The organism is Herbidospora mongoliensis, from assembly GCF_001570545.1.
Classification (GTDB): Bacteria; Actinomycetota; Actinomycetes; order Streptosporangiales; family Streptosporangiaceae; genus Herbidospora; species Herbidospora mongoliensis.
The window spans coordinates 74,793-91,913 of record NZ_BBXD01000028.1 but is presented as its reverse complement, the minus strand read 5'-3'; the positions used below and the strand labels follow the sequence as shown (position 1 = coordinate 91,913).

General features: G+C 70.9%; 15 protein-coding genes. 6 read left to right on the top strand and 9 right to left on the bottom strand.

The features are described 5' to 3' along the window. Positions 1–8: 8 nt before the first annotated feature. The 4 genes from AW272_RS37830 to AW272_RS37815 are packed head-to-tail and all read right to left on the bottom strand — an operon-like array spanning position 9 to position 2,827. Complete coding sequence (locus tag AW272_RS37830; protein WP_066375411.1) at positions 9–1,049, bottom strand: phosphotriesterase family protein; 1,041 nt, start codon at positions 1,047–1,049, stop codon at positions 9–11. Between the two features lie 12 nt (positions 1,050–1,061). Continuing rightward, entirely contained in the window at positions 1,062–1,487 is a 426-nt protein-coding gene (locus tag AW272_RS37825) for a DJ-1/PfpI family protein (RefSeq protein WP_066375408.1), read from the bottom strand. 34 nt (positions 1,488–1,521) lie between these two features. Continuing rightward, positions 1,522–2,064, bottom strand: a complete 543-nt coding sequence (locus AW272_RS37820; protein ID WP_083959118.1) for a GlcG/HbpS family heme-binding protein — start codon at positions 2,062–2,064, stop codon at positions 1,522–1,524. Between the two features lie 10 nt (positions 2,065–2,074). Beyond that, positions 2,075–2,827: an SDR family NAD(P)-dependent oxidoreductase gene (locus AW272_RS37815; RefSeq protein WP_066375489.1), complete on the bottom strand. Its 753-nt coding sequence runs from the start codon at positions 2,825–2,827 to the stop codon at positions 2,075–2,077. A 181-nt stretch (positions 2,828–3,008) separates the two neighbouring features. On the opposite strand from AW272_RS37815, the gene AW272_RS37810 reads away from it, so the two are divergent. Together AW272_RS37810 and AW272_RS37805 are read left to right on the top strand one after the other, a co-directional pair. Beyond that, positions 3,009–4,103 (top strand): C45 family autoproteolytic acyltransferase/hydrolase, encoded by a 1,095-nt coding sequence (locus AW272_RS37810; RefSeq protein ID WP_066375407.1) that lies wholly within the window; start codon positions 3,009–3,011, stop codon positions 4,101–4,103. 17 nt (positions 4,104–4,120) lie between these two features. Beyond that, complete coding sequence (locus AW272_RS37805; RefSeq protein WP_169807716.1) at positions 4,121–4,795, top strand: FadR/GntR family transcriptional regulator; 675 nt, start codon at positions 4,121–4,123, stop codon at positions 4,793–4,795. On the opposite strand, the gene AW272_RS37800 is transcribed toward AW272_RS37805, so the two are convergent. Continuing rightward, positions 4,782–6,287 (bottom strand): serine/threonine-protein kinase, encoded by a 1,506-nt coding sequence (locus AW272_RS37800; RefSeq protein WP_169807715.1) that lies wholly within the window; start codon positions 6,285–6,287, stop codon positions 4,782–4,784. The two genes, AW272_RS37805 and AW272_RS37800, sit on opposite strands and share 14 nt — an antisense overlap. Positions 6,288–6,337: 50 nt before the next feature. On the opposite strand from AW272_RS37800, the gene AW272_RS42870 reads away from it, so the two are divergent. After that, positions 6,338–6,481 carry a hypothetical protein gene (locus AW272_RS42870; protein WP_157519239.1) on the top strand — a complete coding sequence of 48 codons (144 nt, stop codon included), beginning with the start codon at positions 6,338–6,340 and terminating at the stop codon, positions 6,479–6,481. Between the two features lie 81 nt (positions 6,482–6,562). On the opposite strand, the gene AW272_RS37795 is transcribed toward AW272_RS42870, so the two are convergent. Further along, on the bottom strand, positions 6,563–7,258 hold the full coding sequence (locus tag AW272_RS37795) for a Clp protease N-terminal domain-containing protein (RefSeq protein ID WP_066375403.1): 696 nt from the start codon (positions 7,256–7,258) through the stop codon (positions 6,563–6,565). Between the two features lie 149 nt (positions 7,259–7,407). Between AW272_RS37795 and AW272_RS37790 the strand changes: the two genes are divergently transcribed. Continuing rightward, entirely contained in the window at positions 7,408–13,869 is a 6,462-nt protein-coding gene (locus tag AW272_RS37790) for a PxKF domain-containing protein (RefSeq protein ID WP_157519237.1), read from the top strand. 49 nt (positions 13,870–13,918) lie between these two features. On the opposite strand, the gene AW272_RS37785 is transcribed toward AW272_RS37790, so the two are convergent. Together AW272_RS37785 and AW272_RS37780 are read right to left on the bottom strand one after the other, a co-directional pair. After that, entirely contained in the window at positions 13,919–14,350 is a 432-nt protein-coding gene (locus tag AW272_RS37785) for an SRPBCC family protein (RefSeq protein ID WP_066375398.1), read from the bottom strand. Beyond that, positions 14,347–14,919, bottom strand: coding sequence for a TetR/AcrR family transcriptional regulator (locus AW272_RS37780; RefSeq protein ID WP_169807714.1), 573 nt, complete (start codon positions 14,917–14,919; stop codon positions 14,347–14,349). The genes AW272_RS37785 and AW272_RS37780 overlap by 4 nt, the downstream gene beginning before the upstream one ends. 71 nt (positions 14,920–14,990) lie before the next feature. Between AW272_RS37780 and AW272_RS37775 the strand changes: the two genes are divergently transcribed. Next, positions 14,991–16,052 carry a winged helix DNA-binding domain-containing protein gene (locus tag AW272_RS37775; RefSeq protein ID WP_066375392.1) on the top strand — a complete coding sequence of 354 codons (1,062 nt, stop codon included), beginning with the start codon at positions 14,991–14,993 and terminating at the stop codon, positions 16,050–16,052. Here the strand turns inward: AW272_RS37775 and AW272_RS37770 are convergent, their stop codons facing one another. Beyond that, positions 16,053–16,667: a tetratricopeptide repeat protein gene (locus tag AW272_RS37770; protein ID WP_066375388.1), complete on the bottom strand. Its 615-nt coding sequence runs from the start codon at positions 16,665–16,667 to the stop codon at positions 16,053–16,055. It lies immediately after the preceding gene. A gap of 32 nt (positions 16,668–16,699) precedes the next feature. Here AW272_RS37770 and AW272_RS37765 point away from each other — a divergent pair, with 32 nt between their 5' ends. Next, entirely contained in the window at positions 16,700–17,119 is a 420-nt protein-coding gene (locus tag AW272_RS37765) for a DUF1877 family protein (protein WP_066375387.1), read from the top strand. The last annotated feature ends 2 nt before the right edge of the window (positions 17,120–17,121 follow it).

Genomic DNA, 17,121 nt, shown 5'->3' with positions numbered 1-17,121 from the left:
GATGTTCCTCAGACCTTGATGGAGAAGATGCGGCTGGCGTTGTCCCGGGTGATCGCGTCGATCTGCTCGTCGGTCACGCCCTTGCTCTTCAGGCGGGGGATGAACTCGGTCCACATGTAGCCGAGGTCGACGCGCTCGTTGGCGAGCTGGGGGTCGGACTCCGTGACGTCGGAGCGCGGGTTGTAGAACCAGCGGTCGTAGGAGAGCACGAGCTGGCTGGTGAAGCCCTCCTTGATCAGGCCGACGAAGGCGTTGGCCATGCGCTCGTCGAGCTCCTCGACGGAGTCGACCCGCCACGGGATGCCGATGTGGTCGAGCTGGAGGTTCGCGCCGCGGTTCAGGATCTCGTGCAGCTGACCCTCGTTCGGCTCCACGAAGGCGTGCCCGATGATGACCTTCGCCGGGTCGGCGCCCTCTTCCTCCAGGATGTCGAGCTGCTCGATGCCGGGGTTGGTGACGCGGTAGTCCATCGGGTCGGTGTGCGTGTTGATCGCGCAGCCGACGATGCGGGAGGCCCGTCCGGCGGCCCGGATGACCTTGTCCTCGACCTCGTGGATGCGGCGGCCGTTCGGCCCGATCGGGCTCGGCAGCGGCGTGACGCTCTCCTGCCCGGTGGCGATCTTGATGGCGCCCGCCTTGTACGGCGTCTGCTGCCAGGCGAAGACCATGCCCTCGGTCAGGTCCTTCACGAAGAAGTCGGTCAGTTCCTCGACCGTCTGCCGCCGCCAGTAGTAGGGCACGCCCATGCGCTCGGGGAAGAACCCGGTGATCGCGATGACGTTCATGCCGGTCCGGCGGGCCACCTCGGCCATCAGCTCGGGGTGGCGGCCGACCTCCGGCGGGGTCATGTCGACCAGCGTGCCGAAGCCCCAGTCCTTGATCCCGTCGGCGACCTGCTTGGCGATGAACGCGACGTTGTTCTCGTAGTCGAGCACGGTCCGGTGGTCGAGCTCCGCGCCCGGGTAGCCGTAGAGGAGGTGCTCGTGGGTGAGGAACCTGCCGGACGTCTCGGGTGAGACGTCGCCCAGAACGGTCCTGAAGACTTCCATGTGACTGCGCTCCTAAACGGTCTGCCGGACGGCGGCGAAGAAGGTGGTGAGGTCGTCGGTGCTCTCGGCGGCGATGACCCGTTCGGTCGTGTCTCCGATGGCTTGGGCGACCACGGAGGCGCCGTTGCCGACGAAGGCGACGTGCCCACCCGCCGCGTGGACGGCCGTGACCAGCGCGATCTGCGCGCCGGTCGGCTGGGGCAGGTCCCAAGGAGCGACACCCGGGGCGATGATCACGCTGACGGAGGCGGGGTCGAGGTCGGCGGCGTCGGTGTCGGGGATGACGGGGTAGCCGAGGATGCTCTCCGCCCCCGCGGCGGCGGCCACGATGTGGACGGTCGCGCCCTCCTCGCGGCTGCGCAGCACCGGATACCAGAAGTCGAGCTCCTGATAGCCGGGGTACGCGAGGACCACGACCTTCTGCTGGGCCAGCGACATTTATACTCCAATGTCTGTTTTGTCCGTATGGACGTTATTCGGCGGGATGAGATGCGGCAAAGGAGTCGAGGACGTCGGCGCAGGCCCGGAGGGCGGCCAGGGCGCAGGCGTTGTCGACGTGCGGGGCCGCGCCGCTGACCCCGATGGCCCCGACCAGTTCGCCGTCGGCCCGCAGCGGGAACCCGCCGGCGATGACGACGATGCGTCCCGCGAGCGCCGAGGTCAGCCCCCAGTCGGCCGCGCCCGGTTTGGTGACCTCGCCCCACGCGTCGGTCGGCGCGTTGAACGCGGCGGCGGTGAACGCCTTGTCGACGGCGAGGGTGAGCGCGACGCGGGCGGCGCCGTCCATGCGGGTGGCCAGAACGAGCTCGCCGTGGCGGTCGGTGATGGCGATGGCCATCGGCTTGGTGGCCGCGGATCGGGCCGCCTGGGTGAGCTTCTGGGCCAGTTCGAGGGTCACGACGGATTCGGTGCGGATCATGTGTACGGCCTCACGGGCGAGCGGGCGGTCGGTGGCGACGGATTGGGCGTGGACTGTGTGCGCGAGCCGTTGTTCGGCGGAACCGGCGCGGGTCATTTCCGCGTCCTCACGAGGCGAGCAGGCCGCCGTCGACGACGACGGCCTGGCCGGTCAGATAGCGGGAGCCGGGGGAGAGGAGGAACTCGATGACGGCGGCGACGTCGTCCGGAACCCCCTGGCCGCCGAGGGGGATGCGCGACTCGAGATTCGTCAGATTCCTGTCGTCCTTGCCGCCCACCCTGGTCCAGTAGGGGTCGTTGAACGGGGTGTCGATCCAGCCGGGGCAGACGCAGGTGACGCAGATGCCGTCGGCGCCCATCGCGACCGCGAGCGACCTGGTCAGCGCGACGAGTCCGCCCTTCGAGGCGGCGTACGCGAAACTCCCGCCGCCGCCGCGGAAGGCGGCGGTGGAACCGGTGAGCACCACGCGGCCGTGCTCTGCCGCGGCGAGATACGGAGCCGCCGCCTGGGTCATCAGGAACGGCGCGCGGAGGTTGAGCGCCATCGTCCGGTCCCATTCGGACACGGAGAAATTTGCCAATTCGGTCTCGACGAGAAGCCCCGCGCAGAAGACGATGGCATCGAGGCGGCCGTGCGCGTCCATCGCGTCCGCGACCGCCAGGGCGGGTCCGTCGGCCGTGGCCAGGTCGACATGGCTCGCCGTCCCCGAACCGGGGTGGGTGTCCAGGGCCTTCACGACCTCGGCGGCGCCCGCCGCGTCGATGTCGGCCACGTGCACGTCGGCGCCCGCCGCGCGCAGCCGGGCCGCGGTGGCGGCTCCGATGCCGCTCGCGCCACCGGCTATCAGCACAGATGTCACCACAACTCCAACCTGTAGGGCTGCCTGACATCATGAACCTGTTTTTTGAGTTCTGGCAAGGCGTTATGCCCGAAAAAGCCGCTAGTTGACACTTTTGGGCCTGCGCTCCCACAATCAACATGTCTGACAGCCAGGCACCCTGGACGGTTGTCCAGCCTCACGTGAGGGGAGCGGCCTGCTCATGCACCGCACGAGCTTCCCCGTTGTCCGCGTAGCCGGACCGCCCGCCGACCGCGGCAAGCAGTACGGCCTGCTGGCCCGCACCCGGATCCACCGTTCGATCTCCGCCTACCAGCGGGTCTTCGAGCACTACGCCGGATGGGACTGGACCACCGTGCGCGCGCACGCGGCCGGTTACCGCGACGTCATCGGCGATTTCGCGCCGGCGTCGCTGATCGAGATGCGGGGCATCGCCGAGGGCGCGGGGGTCGACGTGGAGGAGATCCTCGCGCTCAACACGCGCAGCGAGATCATGTTCCACGCGGGCAACAAGGACATCCCGCACGAGTGCACGTCACTGACGCTGCTGCCCGAGCGCTCGGCCACCGGCACCACGCTCCTCGCGCAGAACTGGGACTGGCTGCTCCACTCGATGGACACCGCGATGCTCCTCGAGGTCACCCGCGACGACGGCCCGTCGTTCGTCACGCTGGTCGAGGCCGGGCTGCTCGCCAAGGTCGGCATGAACGACGCGGGCGTAGGCCTGTGCACGAACACGCTGGTCAGCGATGGCGACGAGGGCCGGATCGGGGTGCCCTACCACGTGCTGCTGCGCGCGGCCCTGGACAGCACCTCCGGCCGCGAGGCCGCCGAGACGATCACCGGAGCCGAGCGCGCCCTGTCGGCCAACTACCTGATCGCCGACGACACGGGCTTCGCCGCCGACCTCGAAACGGCCCCCCGCGCCGACGGGGTGAGAGTACTCACACCCGTGGAAGGCCAGATCACCCACGCCAACCACTTCCGGTCGACGGACCTGACAGGCGAGGATCTGTACGCGCGCCGCAAGCCCCACACGCTCACGCGGCTGCGCAACGTCACCGAGAGCCTGAGCGAACGGCCCAGCCTGTCGGTCGACGACGTCAAGAAGGTGCTCGCCGACCATCAGGACAGCCCGTCGAGCGTCTGCCAGCACCCGAACGAAGACATGCACGAACGTGAGAGAACCGCGACAATCGCCGGTGTGATCATGGACGTGTCCGGCCGTACGATGCATCTCGCCGCGGGGCGGCCCTGCGTGGCACGGTGGGAGACGAGAACACTGGCGCCCAGATGAAGAAGGACCTGCCTGTAATGAAGGTTGTCCCCGTCGAGCAGAAGAGCGCGGCGGAGCATGTCCGCACGCAGCTCATCGAACTGATCGAGTCGCGCCACTTCGCGATTGACGACCGCCTCCCCTCCGAGGCCGAGCTCGCGTCGTCGTTCGGGGTCAGCCGCTCGGTCATCAGGGAGGCCCTGCACAGTCTCAACGCCCTGGGCCTCACCAAGTCCTACGCGGGGAAGGGCACCTTCGTCGCCGCCACCCGCGTGCAGTCGCACCTGCTCAGCGGCCAGTATCTGCCGTCGCAGCTCAACGAGGTCAGGCGTTACCTGGAGGTCCCGGCCGCCCGCCTGGCGGCCGAGCGCCGCACCCAGGAGGACCTCGACGGCCTGGCCGAACTGGTCGCCGCCTTCGAGGTGAACGACGACCCGGCCGAACGCAACAAGATCGACGCCCTGTTCCACATCGCCATCGCCCAGGCCACCGGCAACCCCCTGTTCTCCCGCCTGGTCGAAGACCTGCGCGCTGTCCTCCAGGACCAGGCGCTGGCCGTGTCGGCCTCCCCTGGCCGGGCCGCCCAGGCGCGCGCGGAACACCGGGCGATCTTCGAGGCCATCAAGGAGAGCGACGCCGAGATGGCCGCGCTGGCCATGCGCCGCCACCTCCAGGCCGTCGTCGCGACCTCGGCCGCGCTCACCGACTCCTGAAGTTCGTGTAAGTCGCCCGGAACGTCGTCGTGAACAGCCCCGCGCCGCCGAGCGGCCGGCCGAGGTCGAGCACGAAGGAGACCGGCCGGTTCAGCTCGTCGATCGTCAGCGTGTAGGTGACCAGCGACCGGTCGACGGCGTCCCCGGTGTATTCGACGAGCAGGAGCTTCAGCGCGTCACCCGTCAGGTTGGCCGGGACAATTCCCCGATAGACCCGCCCCTCACGCTCGAACGTCACATTGCCCTGCACGACGAGCGACCGGATCACGGTCAGCCCCGCCGTCGCCATGACCAGGATCGGCGGCTCATTGGTTCCGTCGCCGAACTCCCCGAGCGAGTCACCTGACTCCACCACCACGTAGTCAGTGATCGTGTACCGCTTCTTCTTCTCGCTCCCGTACGTGATGTCGGCGACGAAGTCGTCATGAGGCAGGCCGGAGGGCCCGGCGACGGTCACGGTGCCGGTGGACTTCGTGTAGTTGTCGCCCTCCCCCATCCCGCCCTCGCTGGTGAAGGTGGCGGTGGGCGTCTTCCGGTAGACCTCCGACAGCACCGCTGCCAGCTCGGCCTGTGTCTCCGGGGGCCGGTCGCCACGCGGCCAGAAGACGAAGCCCGCGACCAGCGCCACGACGACCAGCGCTCCTCCCACCACCGCTGCCCAGGGAACGCGACGGCGCGCGACCGGCTGGGTGGCCTCGGTCCGGCCGGACTCCAGGACCTTGAGATCGTCTTCGTCGTCGTGCCCGAGCAGCGCGAGCAACAATTCCTTGGAGGTGGGACGCTCGGCGGGCGACTTGGCGAGGCAGCGGCGTACAAGAGGAAGCAACGATGCCGGCACCCCGGTGAGATCGGGCTCGGAGTGCAGCACCCGGTAGGCGACCGCCGCGATGCTGTCCCCGCCGAAGGGCACCCGCCCGGTGGCGGCGAACACGATGGTCGCCCCCCACGCGAACACGTCGGCGGCGGCGGTGACCCGCTCCCCGGAGTACTGCTCCGGCGCCATGTAGGGCGGACTGCCGATGGCCCGCCCGGTCGTCTCGCTGTGGACGAGCCGTGAGATCCCGAAATCGATCACACGCGGCCCGTCGGGAGCCAGCAGGACGTTGCCCGGCTTGAAGTCCCGGTGGATCACCCCCGCCCGATGGATCGCGACCAGCGCCGTGGCGGTGCCGATCGCGATCCTCTGTAACTCGGCCCCTTTGCGGGGCGGCACCCGGTCGAGCGGAGTCCCCGCGACGTATTCACTGACGATGTACGGGGGATCGAGATCGAGCCTGACATCGATGATGCGCGCGGTGCAGAACCCCGCGACCTGCCGGGTGGAGTTCACCTCCCGGATCACGGCGTCGTCCCCACTCCGCCGCAACACCTTGATCGCAACCGGCTCCCCACCCCACTCGGCCAGGTAGACGACCCCCTGGCCACCTTCTCCGAGCCGGGAAATCACCAAATAGGGCCCGATCGACCGGGGATCCCCGGTCCGCAATGGCATAGTCACAAACCCATTGGACTCCATCGCACCCCCCATGGTTGGGTCCGACGGTGAGATTGGCCTTGGTCGTGGAGATCGACGACTCCGGGCTGGAGTTCCGTGAACTGTCCGGAACCCTGACCCCCGCCGAGGTCGCCGAGGTCATCGACGTGGTGGTCGAACACAACTCGTGGCACAGCTCGAACGGGACATGACCGGCTTTCTCGCCCTGATCGAGGATCAGGACATGCGGACCAGGTTCCAAGTCTTCGCGTGAGAACCCGGCCTCGGTGGCGTCACTTTCCCGTGATGCTCTTGAGGAAGGCGTTCACCGCCTCCTCGAACTTGTCCTTGGTCACCCCGAGGCCGGTGAGCACCGCGTTGTCGGCTCCCAGCAGGGCGAGGACCATGTGTTCGGTGCCGATGTAGTTGTGACCGAGCCGCAGTGCCTCGTTGAAGGTGAGTTCCAAGAGGCGTTTGTTGTCCTCCGCGAGTTCGCTGTTGCCCGTCAGGGGCTCGGCGGCCGGAGCCAGTGCGGTGTTCGCCGCCTCGCGGGCCGTGTCGAGGTCGATTCCGACGGCCACGATGGCTCGGACCGCGAGGCCGTCGGCGTCGGCGAGGATGGCGGCCAGCAGGTGGTCCTGGCCGGCCTCGGGGTGGCCCGACTCCTTGGCGATGCGCTGCGCTTCGAAGATCGCCTGCTTCGCGCGCATGGTGAACCGGGAGAACTGCTGCTGCGGGTCGTCGAGTTTGGGCACGAACCGCTTCTGCGCCGCCTGCTTGGTGACGCCCATGCTGCGGCCGATGTCCGTCCAGGACGCGCCCGACTTGCGGGCCTGGTCGACGAAGTGGCCGATGAGGCTGTCGGCGACGTCGCTCATGTGCTCGGCCATGAGCACGGCGCCCGAGAGCTGTTCGAGGACGTTGGGGTTGGCTGACTTGATCCCGGCGATGAGATCGTCCAGCCGGACCACTGGAGAGGAATCACTCATGCCGTCAACAGTAGGTTGACGCTCGGGAAATCGTCAACCCCTTGTTGACGCTCAAAGTGCTCCTGGAGCGGACGCCAAGTCGGGTCCAAACGCACGCCAAGGGTCGCTTGACATCGTCCCGGTGATCGCCGATCACAAGGAGACTCCCCGTGCGAAAGCCCCTTCGTGCCCTGCCACTTCTCGCCATGACGCTGGTGCTCAGCAGCGTCGTCCAGCTCGGAACCGTGCCGCAGGCGGCCCTGGCGGCCAGGCCCGCCGACCCGCTGCCCAGGGCCTACCGGATCGACAGCGTGGCCGAGGTTCCCGACCTCCAGGTCCAGCTCGGACAGCTCGCGCTGTCGGCCGACGGCGACACGGCGTTACACCTGTCTCCACGAGGGGACGACCCACCCGTTCTGGTGGCCACCGACCTGCGCGACGGCGGTGAGGAGGTCGTCGGGCTCGACCTCGAAGGTCTGACCGTGCCGCAGGTGCTCGACGCCGCGATCAGTGGCGACGGCCGGACGGTCGCCTTCGTGGCCAGTGGGTCCGACGCCGCCGATCTGCGGCTGCCGGCCGACGCCGATCCCTTCCTCAAGCAGGCACTCTTCGTCCGGGACCGGCTCACCGGCGCCACCGCTTGGGTGCGGGTTCCCGACCTCGGCGTTCCGGCCTCGCACCACAGGCTGGAAAACCTGGCCCTGAGCGCGGACGGCAGGCGTCTGGCCGTGGGCCTCTCGCTGCCGCTGCCCGAATACGACCACATCGGCTCGCCGGAGGGCGTGCTGCTGGTGACACTGGCGGCCGACGCCGCGCCGGTGCCGCATGTCGTCCGGCCGGAAGACCTCGTGGGGCAGCGGCCCGACGTGCGGAACTTCGCCCTGTCCGGTGACGGGAAGGTCCTCGCGGTCAACGTGGAAAGTGGGGCCCAGCGGGTGCTGCTCCGCTTCGACGCCGCCTCCGGCGACCGGTTGCCCGGCGAGCGCGAGCTGACCCAGACCCAGCACCTGGCCTGGTTCCCCAACCTAGACCAGTCGGGACGCCGGACCGCCTTCGGCGGCGTCGGCGCGGGGGTGGTCGTGGCCGACCTCGTCACCGGCCCGTCGGCCGATGTGACGCTGGAGGCCTCGGCCAAGGCGCCGTACGTCTCCGGCGACGCCGGCTTCGCCTTCGACGACCTGCCCGCCACCGCGCGGCTCAGCGCGGACGGCGCCACCGTCGCGTTCCGGCGCTCGGGCGCGCTGTGGGCACAGCCGGCCCAGGCCGGCCGGGCTCCCGCGCTGGCCAGCCCCGGTCTGGACGGCCGGATCGCCGACCCCGTCCTCGGCGAGTCGACCACGTTCCCGGACTTCGTGAACTCGTGGGCCATCAGCGGCGACGCCGCCACCCTGGCCTTCATGTCCATGAGCACCGCGTTCACCGCACCTCGCACGGACGAACCGCAGCCCTCGCACCTCTACCGCGCCGTCCCCGCCGACGCCCCCGCGCCCTCCTGGCCGCAGGACGCCGCGCTGACCGCCGAACCCGGCACGACCAGCGTCGCCCTCTCCTGGCCGGCCGCGAGCGCCACGGTGAAGACCTACGACGTGAGCGTGAACGGAGCCAAGGTCGCCACCGTGACCGCGCCCGCCACGCAGGCGACGCCGTCCGGGCTCACCCCCGGCTCAACCGTGGAGATCGCGGTCGTCGCCAGGGACGCGGACGGCCGGGCCTCGGCCCCGCTGACCACGAGCGTCACCCTGCTGGGAGACGTCCCGCCCGGGGAGGCCCCGCTCTCGGCGGTGGCCGGGCCCGGCGCGCGGGTGCGTCTCCAGTGGGAGGCGTCGGACACGACCGGGCTGACCGGCTACCGGGTGCTGCGCGACGGCGTCACGCTGGCCGACCTGGCCGCTGACGCGACCTCCTATGACGACACGACGGTCGCCGCCGACACCACATACACCTACGCGGTCGCGGTGCTGCGCGGCGCCGAGCAGCTCCGGCTGACCAAGGACGCCCAGGTGCGCGTCGACAGGCTGGCCGTCACCGAGACGGCCGCCAACCTGCCCAAGGTCGCCGGATCGACCGTGCTCGCCCTCGGCCGCGAGGCCACCTTCGCGCTGGTCGGCGCGGCGGGCTTCACCGCCACCGCCGACCTCGTCGTGCGCACCGCCGACGACCCGGCCAAGCCGGTGACGGTGCCGCTCGCGGAGGAGCGGGCCGGGCGGTATCGCGGCTCGTGGCCGCTGCCGGAAGGCGTGACCGAGATCGTCTCCGGCACGATGCGGCTCGCCGACGGCGCGGGCCACTCGCTCTCCAACCCGGTCACCGGCCTGCCCGCCACGGTCGGCGGCCTCGCCCGGGTCGGCGTCACCGTCCCCGGCGGGGAGCCCGACGGTGTGCGCCTCCAGGTGTGGAGCGGCACCACCGGCACGGGGTACGTGACCCAGTTGAAGGCCAACGGCACTCTCATCGTGCCGGTCGTCCCGGCCCCCGATTACGTGATCACCACGCGACGCTCCGACGGCCTCGACGGCACCGCGCCTCGCACGGTGACGGTCGCCTCCGGGCAGGCGGTGGACGTGACCGTCGCGCCGCACGCGCCGGCGTCCCTCACCCTGACGCTGCGCCGTCCGGGTAACGAGGCGCTGGCCGAGGTTCCGGTCGTGCTCACCACCCGGATCGGGCCGAGGTCGGGTCGTACCGACGGGAACGGGCGGGTGACGTTCGGCACCCTCGACGCGGGCACCGGCGTGACCGCCAAGATCACCGTGCCCGTGCAGACGCTCGCGACCTACGGCCTGGCCGCCGCCGCGGACAGGACCGTGACCCTGGTGCCCGGCGACAACGCGCTCGCGGTGACCGTCGGCGCGCTGCCCGAGGTGACCGTGCGCGGCACGGTCAAGGACGACGACGGCCGCCCGCTCCGGGCGGCGGTCACGGTGCGGCAGACGATTGGCGGGGTCGGGGTGCCCACGCGCGTCGAGACGGCCGCCGACGGCACGTGGTCGGCCCAGGTGTTCGGCGGCGGAACGCGGACCGTGGCGTCGGCCACCCGCGCCCGGCAGACGACGGCCGAGGCCGAGGTCGACCCCGCCACTCCGGTGGAGCTGGTCTTCCCCGACGTGTCCGGCTATGTCGTACGGCCGAAGCTGGTGACGGTCTCGATGGACGGCGACCAGACCGAGCAGTTCTTCGACACCGAGACGGCCGGCCCCTTCCAGCCCGTGATCCTGGCCGGTGGCAGACGTATCGTCGCCTGGACCGGCGAGGTCCCGGTCGACGTGCCTCCCGGCTCGACGGTGACCTTCTGCGCCGACGGCGCCTGGCGGGGCCTGAGCAAGGCGTGCGCTGAGGTCGTCACGGGCGACTCGCCCGACGTTCCGGTGACCGTGGAGATCCGCGAGACGTCCAGGATCACCGCGCGCATCCTCGAACCGGACGGCACTCCCCGGGCCGGCCGCACCTGCTCGCAGATCGACGGCGAGGACACCTCGGCTGTCTCGAACTTCGCCGGTCCCGGGCTGCGGATCTCCGCGCCCGCCGCGGGCACGTACGTGCTCACCGTGGTCGCCTGCAAGGACAGGCTCAGCGGTTCCGTCCAGCGGCTCGTGACGGTCGCGGCGGGCGAGCAACTCGACCTCGGCGACCTGCGGCTCGGCGCGCAGTCCACACTCATCCGCGGGGAACACAGCGGGTTCGGCGCCGTCACCGACGCCGTGCTCCCGGGCGGGCTGGCCCACCTGCGCGCCGACATCGAATTCCAGAACCCCACGCGGAGCGGCAGCGCCCGGCTGACGATCCCTCCGGGCGTCACGGTCCCCGACGACGCGGTGCTGCGGGACGGGAAGCCGGTGGCGGTCACCCGCGAGGGGAACACCGTCGTGATCCCGCTCCCGGCGGCGCGGACGCGCACGGTCGACGTGTACGTCCGCGCCCCGGGGACGGCCGGGGGAGAGCTGCCCTTCTCCCTGGCGGCGACCTCCGACGATCTCACCGAACACCTGGGATCGGCCGGGGTCCGGGTGGGGATGGTCACGCTGCTGGCGCCGGCGTCCAGCCAGACCGGGCGGTTCATCGCCTCGGGGCTGGCGTCCGCCGGTGCGCGTGTCGTCGTACGCGACGGTGACACCGTGATCGCGGAGGCCGACGCCGGCGACGGCGGGCGGTGGAACGCCATCGTGGACCTCGGCGCCGGAGACGAGGCGGTGCGGCACGTCCTTCGGGCCGCCGCCACCGTCGGCACGGTGGAGCTGGCGTCCGACCCGGTGACCGTGGTCGTCGATCCGTACGCCAGCACGCTGGAGACGGTGACGATGTCCCAGACGGGAGTGACCAGGACCTTCCACCCGGCCGACGGCGTGGCGCGGTTCCCCTGGGTGTGGAACCCGTCCCAGGCCGTCACCGTCCGGGCGGAGTTCAGCGGCCCGGTCGGCGGCCCCCGGGCGCGGCTCGGGACGCTGGATCTTCCCCTCACGCCGGTGGCCGGCCAGGAGAACGTCTTCAGCGTGACGACCAAGACGCAGGCCGCCGAGGTCGGCGACCTGACGATCGCCTACGCGGCGGAGCAGGACCGGCCGCTGCTGCCGCTCCCCGCGGCGCCCGGCCCGGCCGACGGGCTCTTCGACCCGCAGACCGCGGTGATCGAAGCCCCGGTGACCGACGGCGACGCCGTCAGCCAGGAGTTCACCGTCCCCGTGCCGAAGCTGGGCCCGGCCGCGCAGGGACGCTTCACCTTGATCGTGGAGCCGCTGCCGGACTACGAGCCGGACGCCGACGCGATCAAGGCGGCCTCCGCCTCCGGGGTGCCCGTCTACGGGCCCGTCCTGTCGGGGACCGATCCCCTGGCGATCTCCACGACCGGGCGTTACACCGGCGAGGTGGCGGCGATCGTCGACATCGGCGTGCTGCGGAGCCAGTCGCCGAACGCGCCGCTGGTCAAGTCGCTGAACGCCGCCGGGTTCGTCAACGGAGCGGCCCGGGTCGTCTTCAGGAAGTCCTTCTGGAACGTCACCAACGCCGACTCCCTCAACTCGGCGTGGACCGGCGACGGCAAGTACGCCGACCTCAACACGATGATGAACATGGCCAACAAGTGCAACGACGGGGCGCAGGGCGACATCTACCGCAACGCCCTGAAGCGGCTGATGCAGCGGGCCATCCAGCTCGACGTCTACAACGGCGTGTCGGCCGTCGTGGGCCTGGCGCTCGCCCCCGCCACCTTCGGCCTTGGCACCGTCGCGGTCTGGGCGGTGACCTGGGGCATCGGCAAGGCCATGGAGGTCCCGCTCAACAACGACATCGAGGCACTCCGCCGCCAGATGAACAGCGACCAGGACTGCCGGTGGCCCGAACGGGACACCTCCTACCGCGACCCGCACGGCCCCCGGCCGGACGCCGACATCGACTACCGCTTCGACCCCTCCGGCTACCTCTACGAGGGTCTCGACGAGCGCCGCGTCGCCGGGGTCACCGCGACCCTGCTCCGCGCGTCCGCGCCGGAAGGCCCCTGGCAGGTGTACGACGCGTCGGTCTACGGCGACCTCAACCCGCAGATCACCGACGACGAGGGCCGCTACGGCTGGGACGTGCCCGAGGGCTGGTGGAAGGTCGTCTACACCAAGAACGGCTACCTGCCGGCCGAGTCCAGGGCGCTCAAGGTGCTGCCCCCGCACACCGACGTCGACGTCAGCCTGCTCCGCGCCGATCTGGCCGAGGTCGACGAGATCGAGGCCGACGGCGAGGGTCTCACGGTCACCATGACCCAGCCGACCCGGGTCACCCAGGCGCTCTCCGGCGCGCTCACGGTCACCACCGCCGACGGCGCGTCCGTGGGCGGCCAGTGGACCGCCGTGTCCCCGCAACTTCCTCCGGCCGGTCACCCCTACCCGGCCGAGAAGCTGGCCATGAAGTTCCGGTTCACGGGTGAGAAGCGCTCCGGCGAGGTGAAGGTCGTGGTGGATCCGTTGCTCCAGGACCACGGCGGCCGGGCCGTCGCCGACGGCGTGACCAAGACGCTCGACGTCCGATGGTCCGGCCCCGACGCGGCCGGACCGCAGGTCGGCGTCACCGGCGTCGCCGACGGCGCGACCTACCGCCTGCACTCGGTGCCCGCGGCCACGTGCGTCACCGTCGACCGGGGCTCCGGCGTGGCCACCCAGGCCACGCTGACGCTCACCGGCGGAACGCCCGCCGGGGTGGGGGTCTACACGGCCACCTGCGCCGGGGCGAAGGACAACGAGGGCAACGTCACTGCGCCGGTGTCGGCGAACTACAAGGTGGTGTACGTCTTCACCGGCTTCGCCGCGCCGGTCAAGAACGACGGGGTCGTCAACACGGCGAAGGCCGGCCAGGGCATCCAGATCAAGTGGCGGCTGACCGACGCGGCCGGCGCCCCGGTCAACGGCCTCACCACGGCCGCGCTGACCGTCAGCCCCCTCGACTGCCAGACGGGCCGGCCCATGAGCCAGGAGCGGGTGCCCGCCGAGGGCGCGTCACAGCTCCAGGTCCTCGGGAACGGCAGCTACCAGGTGATCTGGCGCACCCCGGCGTCCTACCTCGACAAGTGCCTGACGCTCCACGTCGACGCGGGGGAGGGAGCCGCCGCGTCGCACACCGCCCTGTTCCGCTTCACCCGCAACGAATCCCTGTAATCGGAACCGGTGCCGCGCCCGCCTCTCCTGCGGGCGCGGCACCGCCGTTTCAGGCCTCGAACCGGCGGGTCAGTTCCCGGCCCCGCGCGACCTGCACCTTCTTCGCCTGGCCCATCGCGAACCGCAGCAGCCCGAAGGGCGCCGACAGCCGATAGTGGTCGACCACCCGGGTCCCGCCGGGCACGGCGTCGATGTGGTAACCCCAATCGACCCGGACGCCGCCGGGGCTGACCACGTCGCCGGTGATGGCGCCCTCGCCCAGCCGCAGGGTCACCTCGATGACGTTGTCGCGGCGCAGCGGCCCGAAGGCGAATCGCTCGACCGCAGTGAAGCGCACCGCGGCCGCCTCGCGGCGGATGTCGCGGACCTCCACGACCAGCGGGGACAGGCCGACGTGGTTGTCAGGGTCGGCCAGGTGCTCGTAGACGTCCCCGGGCGCGGCGGGCAGGGTGGTCGTGGTGCTGAACTCGACACTTTTCATGCGGTATCCCGGTGGTTGAGTAACCGATCGAGGACGGCGTCGACCTGGACGGCGTCCGGGCCGAGGAGGAGGCAGTCGGTGCGCATACCGTCGATGACCTGCGACAGGATCGTGGCGGCGGCCGAGGGGTCGGGGACGCCCGCACGCTCGAACTGCCGGCCGAGCAGATCGAGCAGGATCTCGCGCTGCGCGCGGTAGTGCGCGGCGAAGCCCGGATCGGTCGTGGCGCGTGAGACGAACGCCTTGGCCACACTCGTCTCGGCGGCGCGTTCCTCGTCGAGGGGAAGCAGCTCTATCACGATCGCCGACAGCACCTGACGCGGGGAGCGCGCGCCTGTTCCCGACCTGGCCCTGAGCCGGTCGGCGCAGCGTCGGCAGTGGTGCTCCAGCGCGAACAGGAGCATGTCGTCCTTGGTGCTGAAGTGGTGTTGCAGCGCTCCGGTCGTCACCCCGGCCTCGGCGGCGATCTCCCGCATGCCGGGAAACGTGCCGTGGCCGCGCATCAGGAGCCGTCCCACCGCGTCGGCGACCGCGGTGCGGCGCGCATCGGGCATCCACCGTTCTCGCATCTCCACCTCCATTACAAGTGTAATGTAATGAGAGGACAGATTCTGACCGCAATGCCTGGCACCGTCAGAAGGTGACCGTTCTCGACACCCGGGCGCTCAACCGCGCGACGCTCGCCCGGCAGCTGCTGCTCGACCGCGCCGACCTGCCGGTCCTCGACGCCGTCGCGCATCTGTGCGGTCTGCAGGCGCAGGAGCCGCAGGAGCCGTTCGTCGGGCTCTGGTCACGGCTGCGCGCGTTCGACCCGGCCGTGCTCTCTGACCTGCTGGTGGGGCGGAGCGTCGTGCGGACCCACCTCATGCGCCGCACCGTTCACCTGCTCACGGCCGACGATGTGGTGGCCTGGCGGGCCCGGCACGACGGCATGCTGCGCCAGAAGGTGCTCGGGGTCTACCGCAAGGAGCTGGCCGGGGTCGATCTCGACGAGCTCGCGGCGGCGGGCCGGGCGCTGATGGCCGACGGCGAGCCACGGGCGATGGCCGAGCTGACGCGGGCGATGGCCGGGCGATGGCCGACGACCGAACCGAGGGCGCTGGGCGAGATGCTGATCTCGGCGCTCATCCCGATGGGGCAGTTGCCGCCGCGCGGCGTGTGGCGGGCCAAGGCGGGGGTGCGCAACGTCCCGCTCTCCCTCTGGCTGGGCCGCGAGCTCGACCCGCCCGCCCCGAACGGCGCGGACCCGGTCGGCCGGACGTTGGTGCTGCGCTATCTGGCCGCGTACGGCCCGGCCGCCACGGCCGACCTGCGCGCCTGGTGCGGACTGGCGGGCCTACCGGCCGCAGTCGCCTCGGTACGCGACGAGCTGGTCTCCTTCCGCGACGAGCGGGGCCGGGAACTCCTCGACCTTCCCGACGCGCCGCGCCCCGATCCCGGCACACCCGCCCCGGTGCGGTTCCTGCCGGCGTTCGACAACGCGCTCCTCGGTTACGACGACCGCACCCGGATCGTCGACGACGCCCACCGGAACCTGTCGGTCGCGGGCATCCGCGTCGTCCTGGTCGACGGCCGGGTGTCCGCGACCTGGACCGTCAAGGACGGCGCTCTGGACGTCACCCCGCTGCGCGACTTCTCCCTGGCCGAGCGCGACGCCGTGGCCGAGGAGGGCCAGGCCCTCACGGCCTTCCTCATCGGGTAGTCACGACGATTCGAAGTCGTCCACCCACTTCAGCACCCGGTCGGCGCCCGACTGTTCGGCCGCCTCGCGGGCCTCCGCGACCAGCTCGGCCGCGTCGCCGGGGCGGCCCTCGTCCCGCGCCACGTAGGCCAGCCCGAGCAGGTTCGCCGCCACCCCGGGAAGGAACCCCAGCTCACGCCGCAACCGGGTCGACTCCTCCAGCAGCTCCCTGGCCGCCGGAGTGCCCTTCGAGGCGAAGGCCAGGTGCCGCAGGGTGTAGGCCAGCGTCTCCCGGTCGCCGACCTCGGTCGCCAGGTCGCGGGCGCGTTCGAAGAAGGGCCGCGCCACGTCGTCCTCCTGGCCGACGACCTGGTGGAAGATGCCGATCCAGAACAGCGACTCGGCCTCACCCCGGACATCCCCTAACGCGTTGTAGAGGTCCACGGCGCGCTCGAACGCGGTGACGTCGCCGGGCCCCTCACCGGCCAGGAAGCGGGCGTGGGTGACGCGGCCGCGGGCGAGCATGAGGTCGGCTTCGAGGCTGTCCAACGCCAGGTCGGCCTGGTCGAGGGCGTCTTCGGTCCCGTGGAAGACGGCCTGCTCGTACAGTGTCTTGGCGTTCTCGATTCGTCCCATTCGCCGACCCTACGCCCGGGAGCATCCACCGCATGGGAATCACCTGCCAGTACCTCAACGTGCGGCCGGAGGAGATCGACACGCTCCTGCGGTGGCCTCAGCGGATCGACGAGATCATGGAGGACGTCGAACGCGGCCTCAACATCGGCGAGGCCTGGGACGGGCTCGCGCACCTGCTCGGCGACCTGCCGATCAACGTCATCTTCGGCGGTACGCCCCTGGAATCCGGCCACGGTTTCGCCTACGGCCAGCCGCGCTACCTGTCCCCGGAACAGGTCGCGATCGTCGCGGAATCACTCCCCGGAGTGCTGACCTACGACGGCCCCGCCATGACCGGCGTCTATCCGGGCAACGACGACGAGACCTTCTACCGCCTCCACTACGCCGACCTGTGGGACTTCTTCTCCCGCTGCGCGAAGAACGGCGACGCCGTCGTCGTGGCACTGTTGTGACC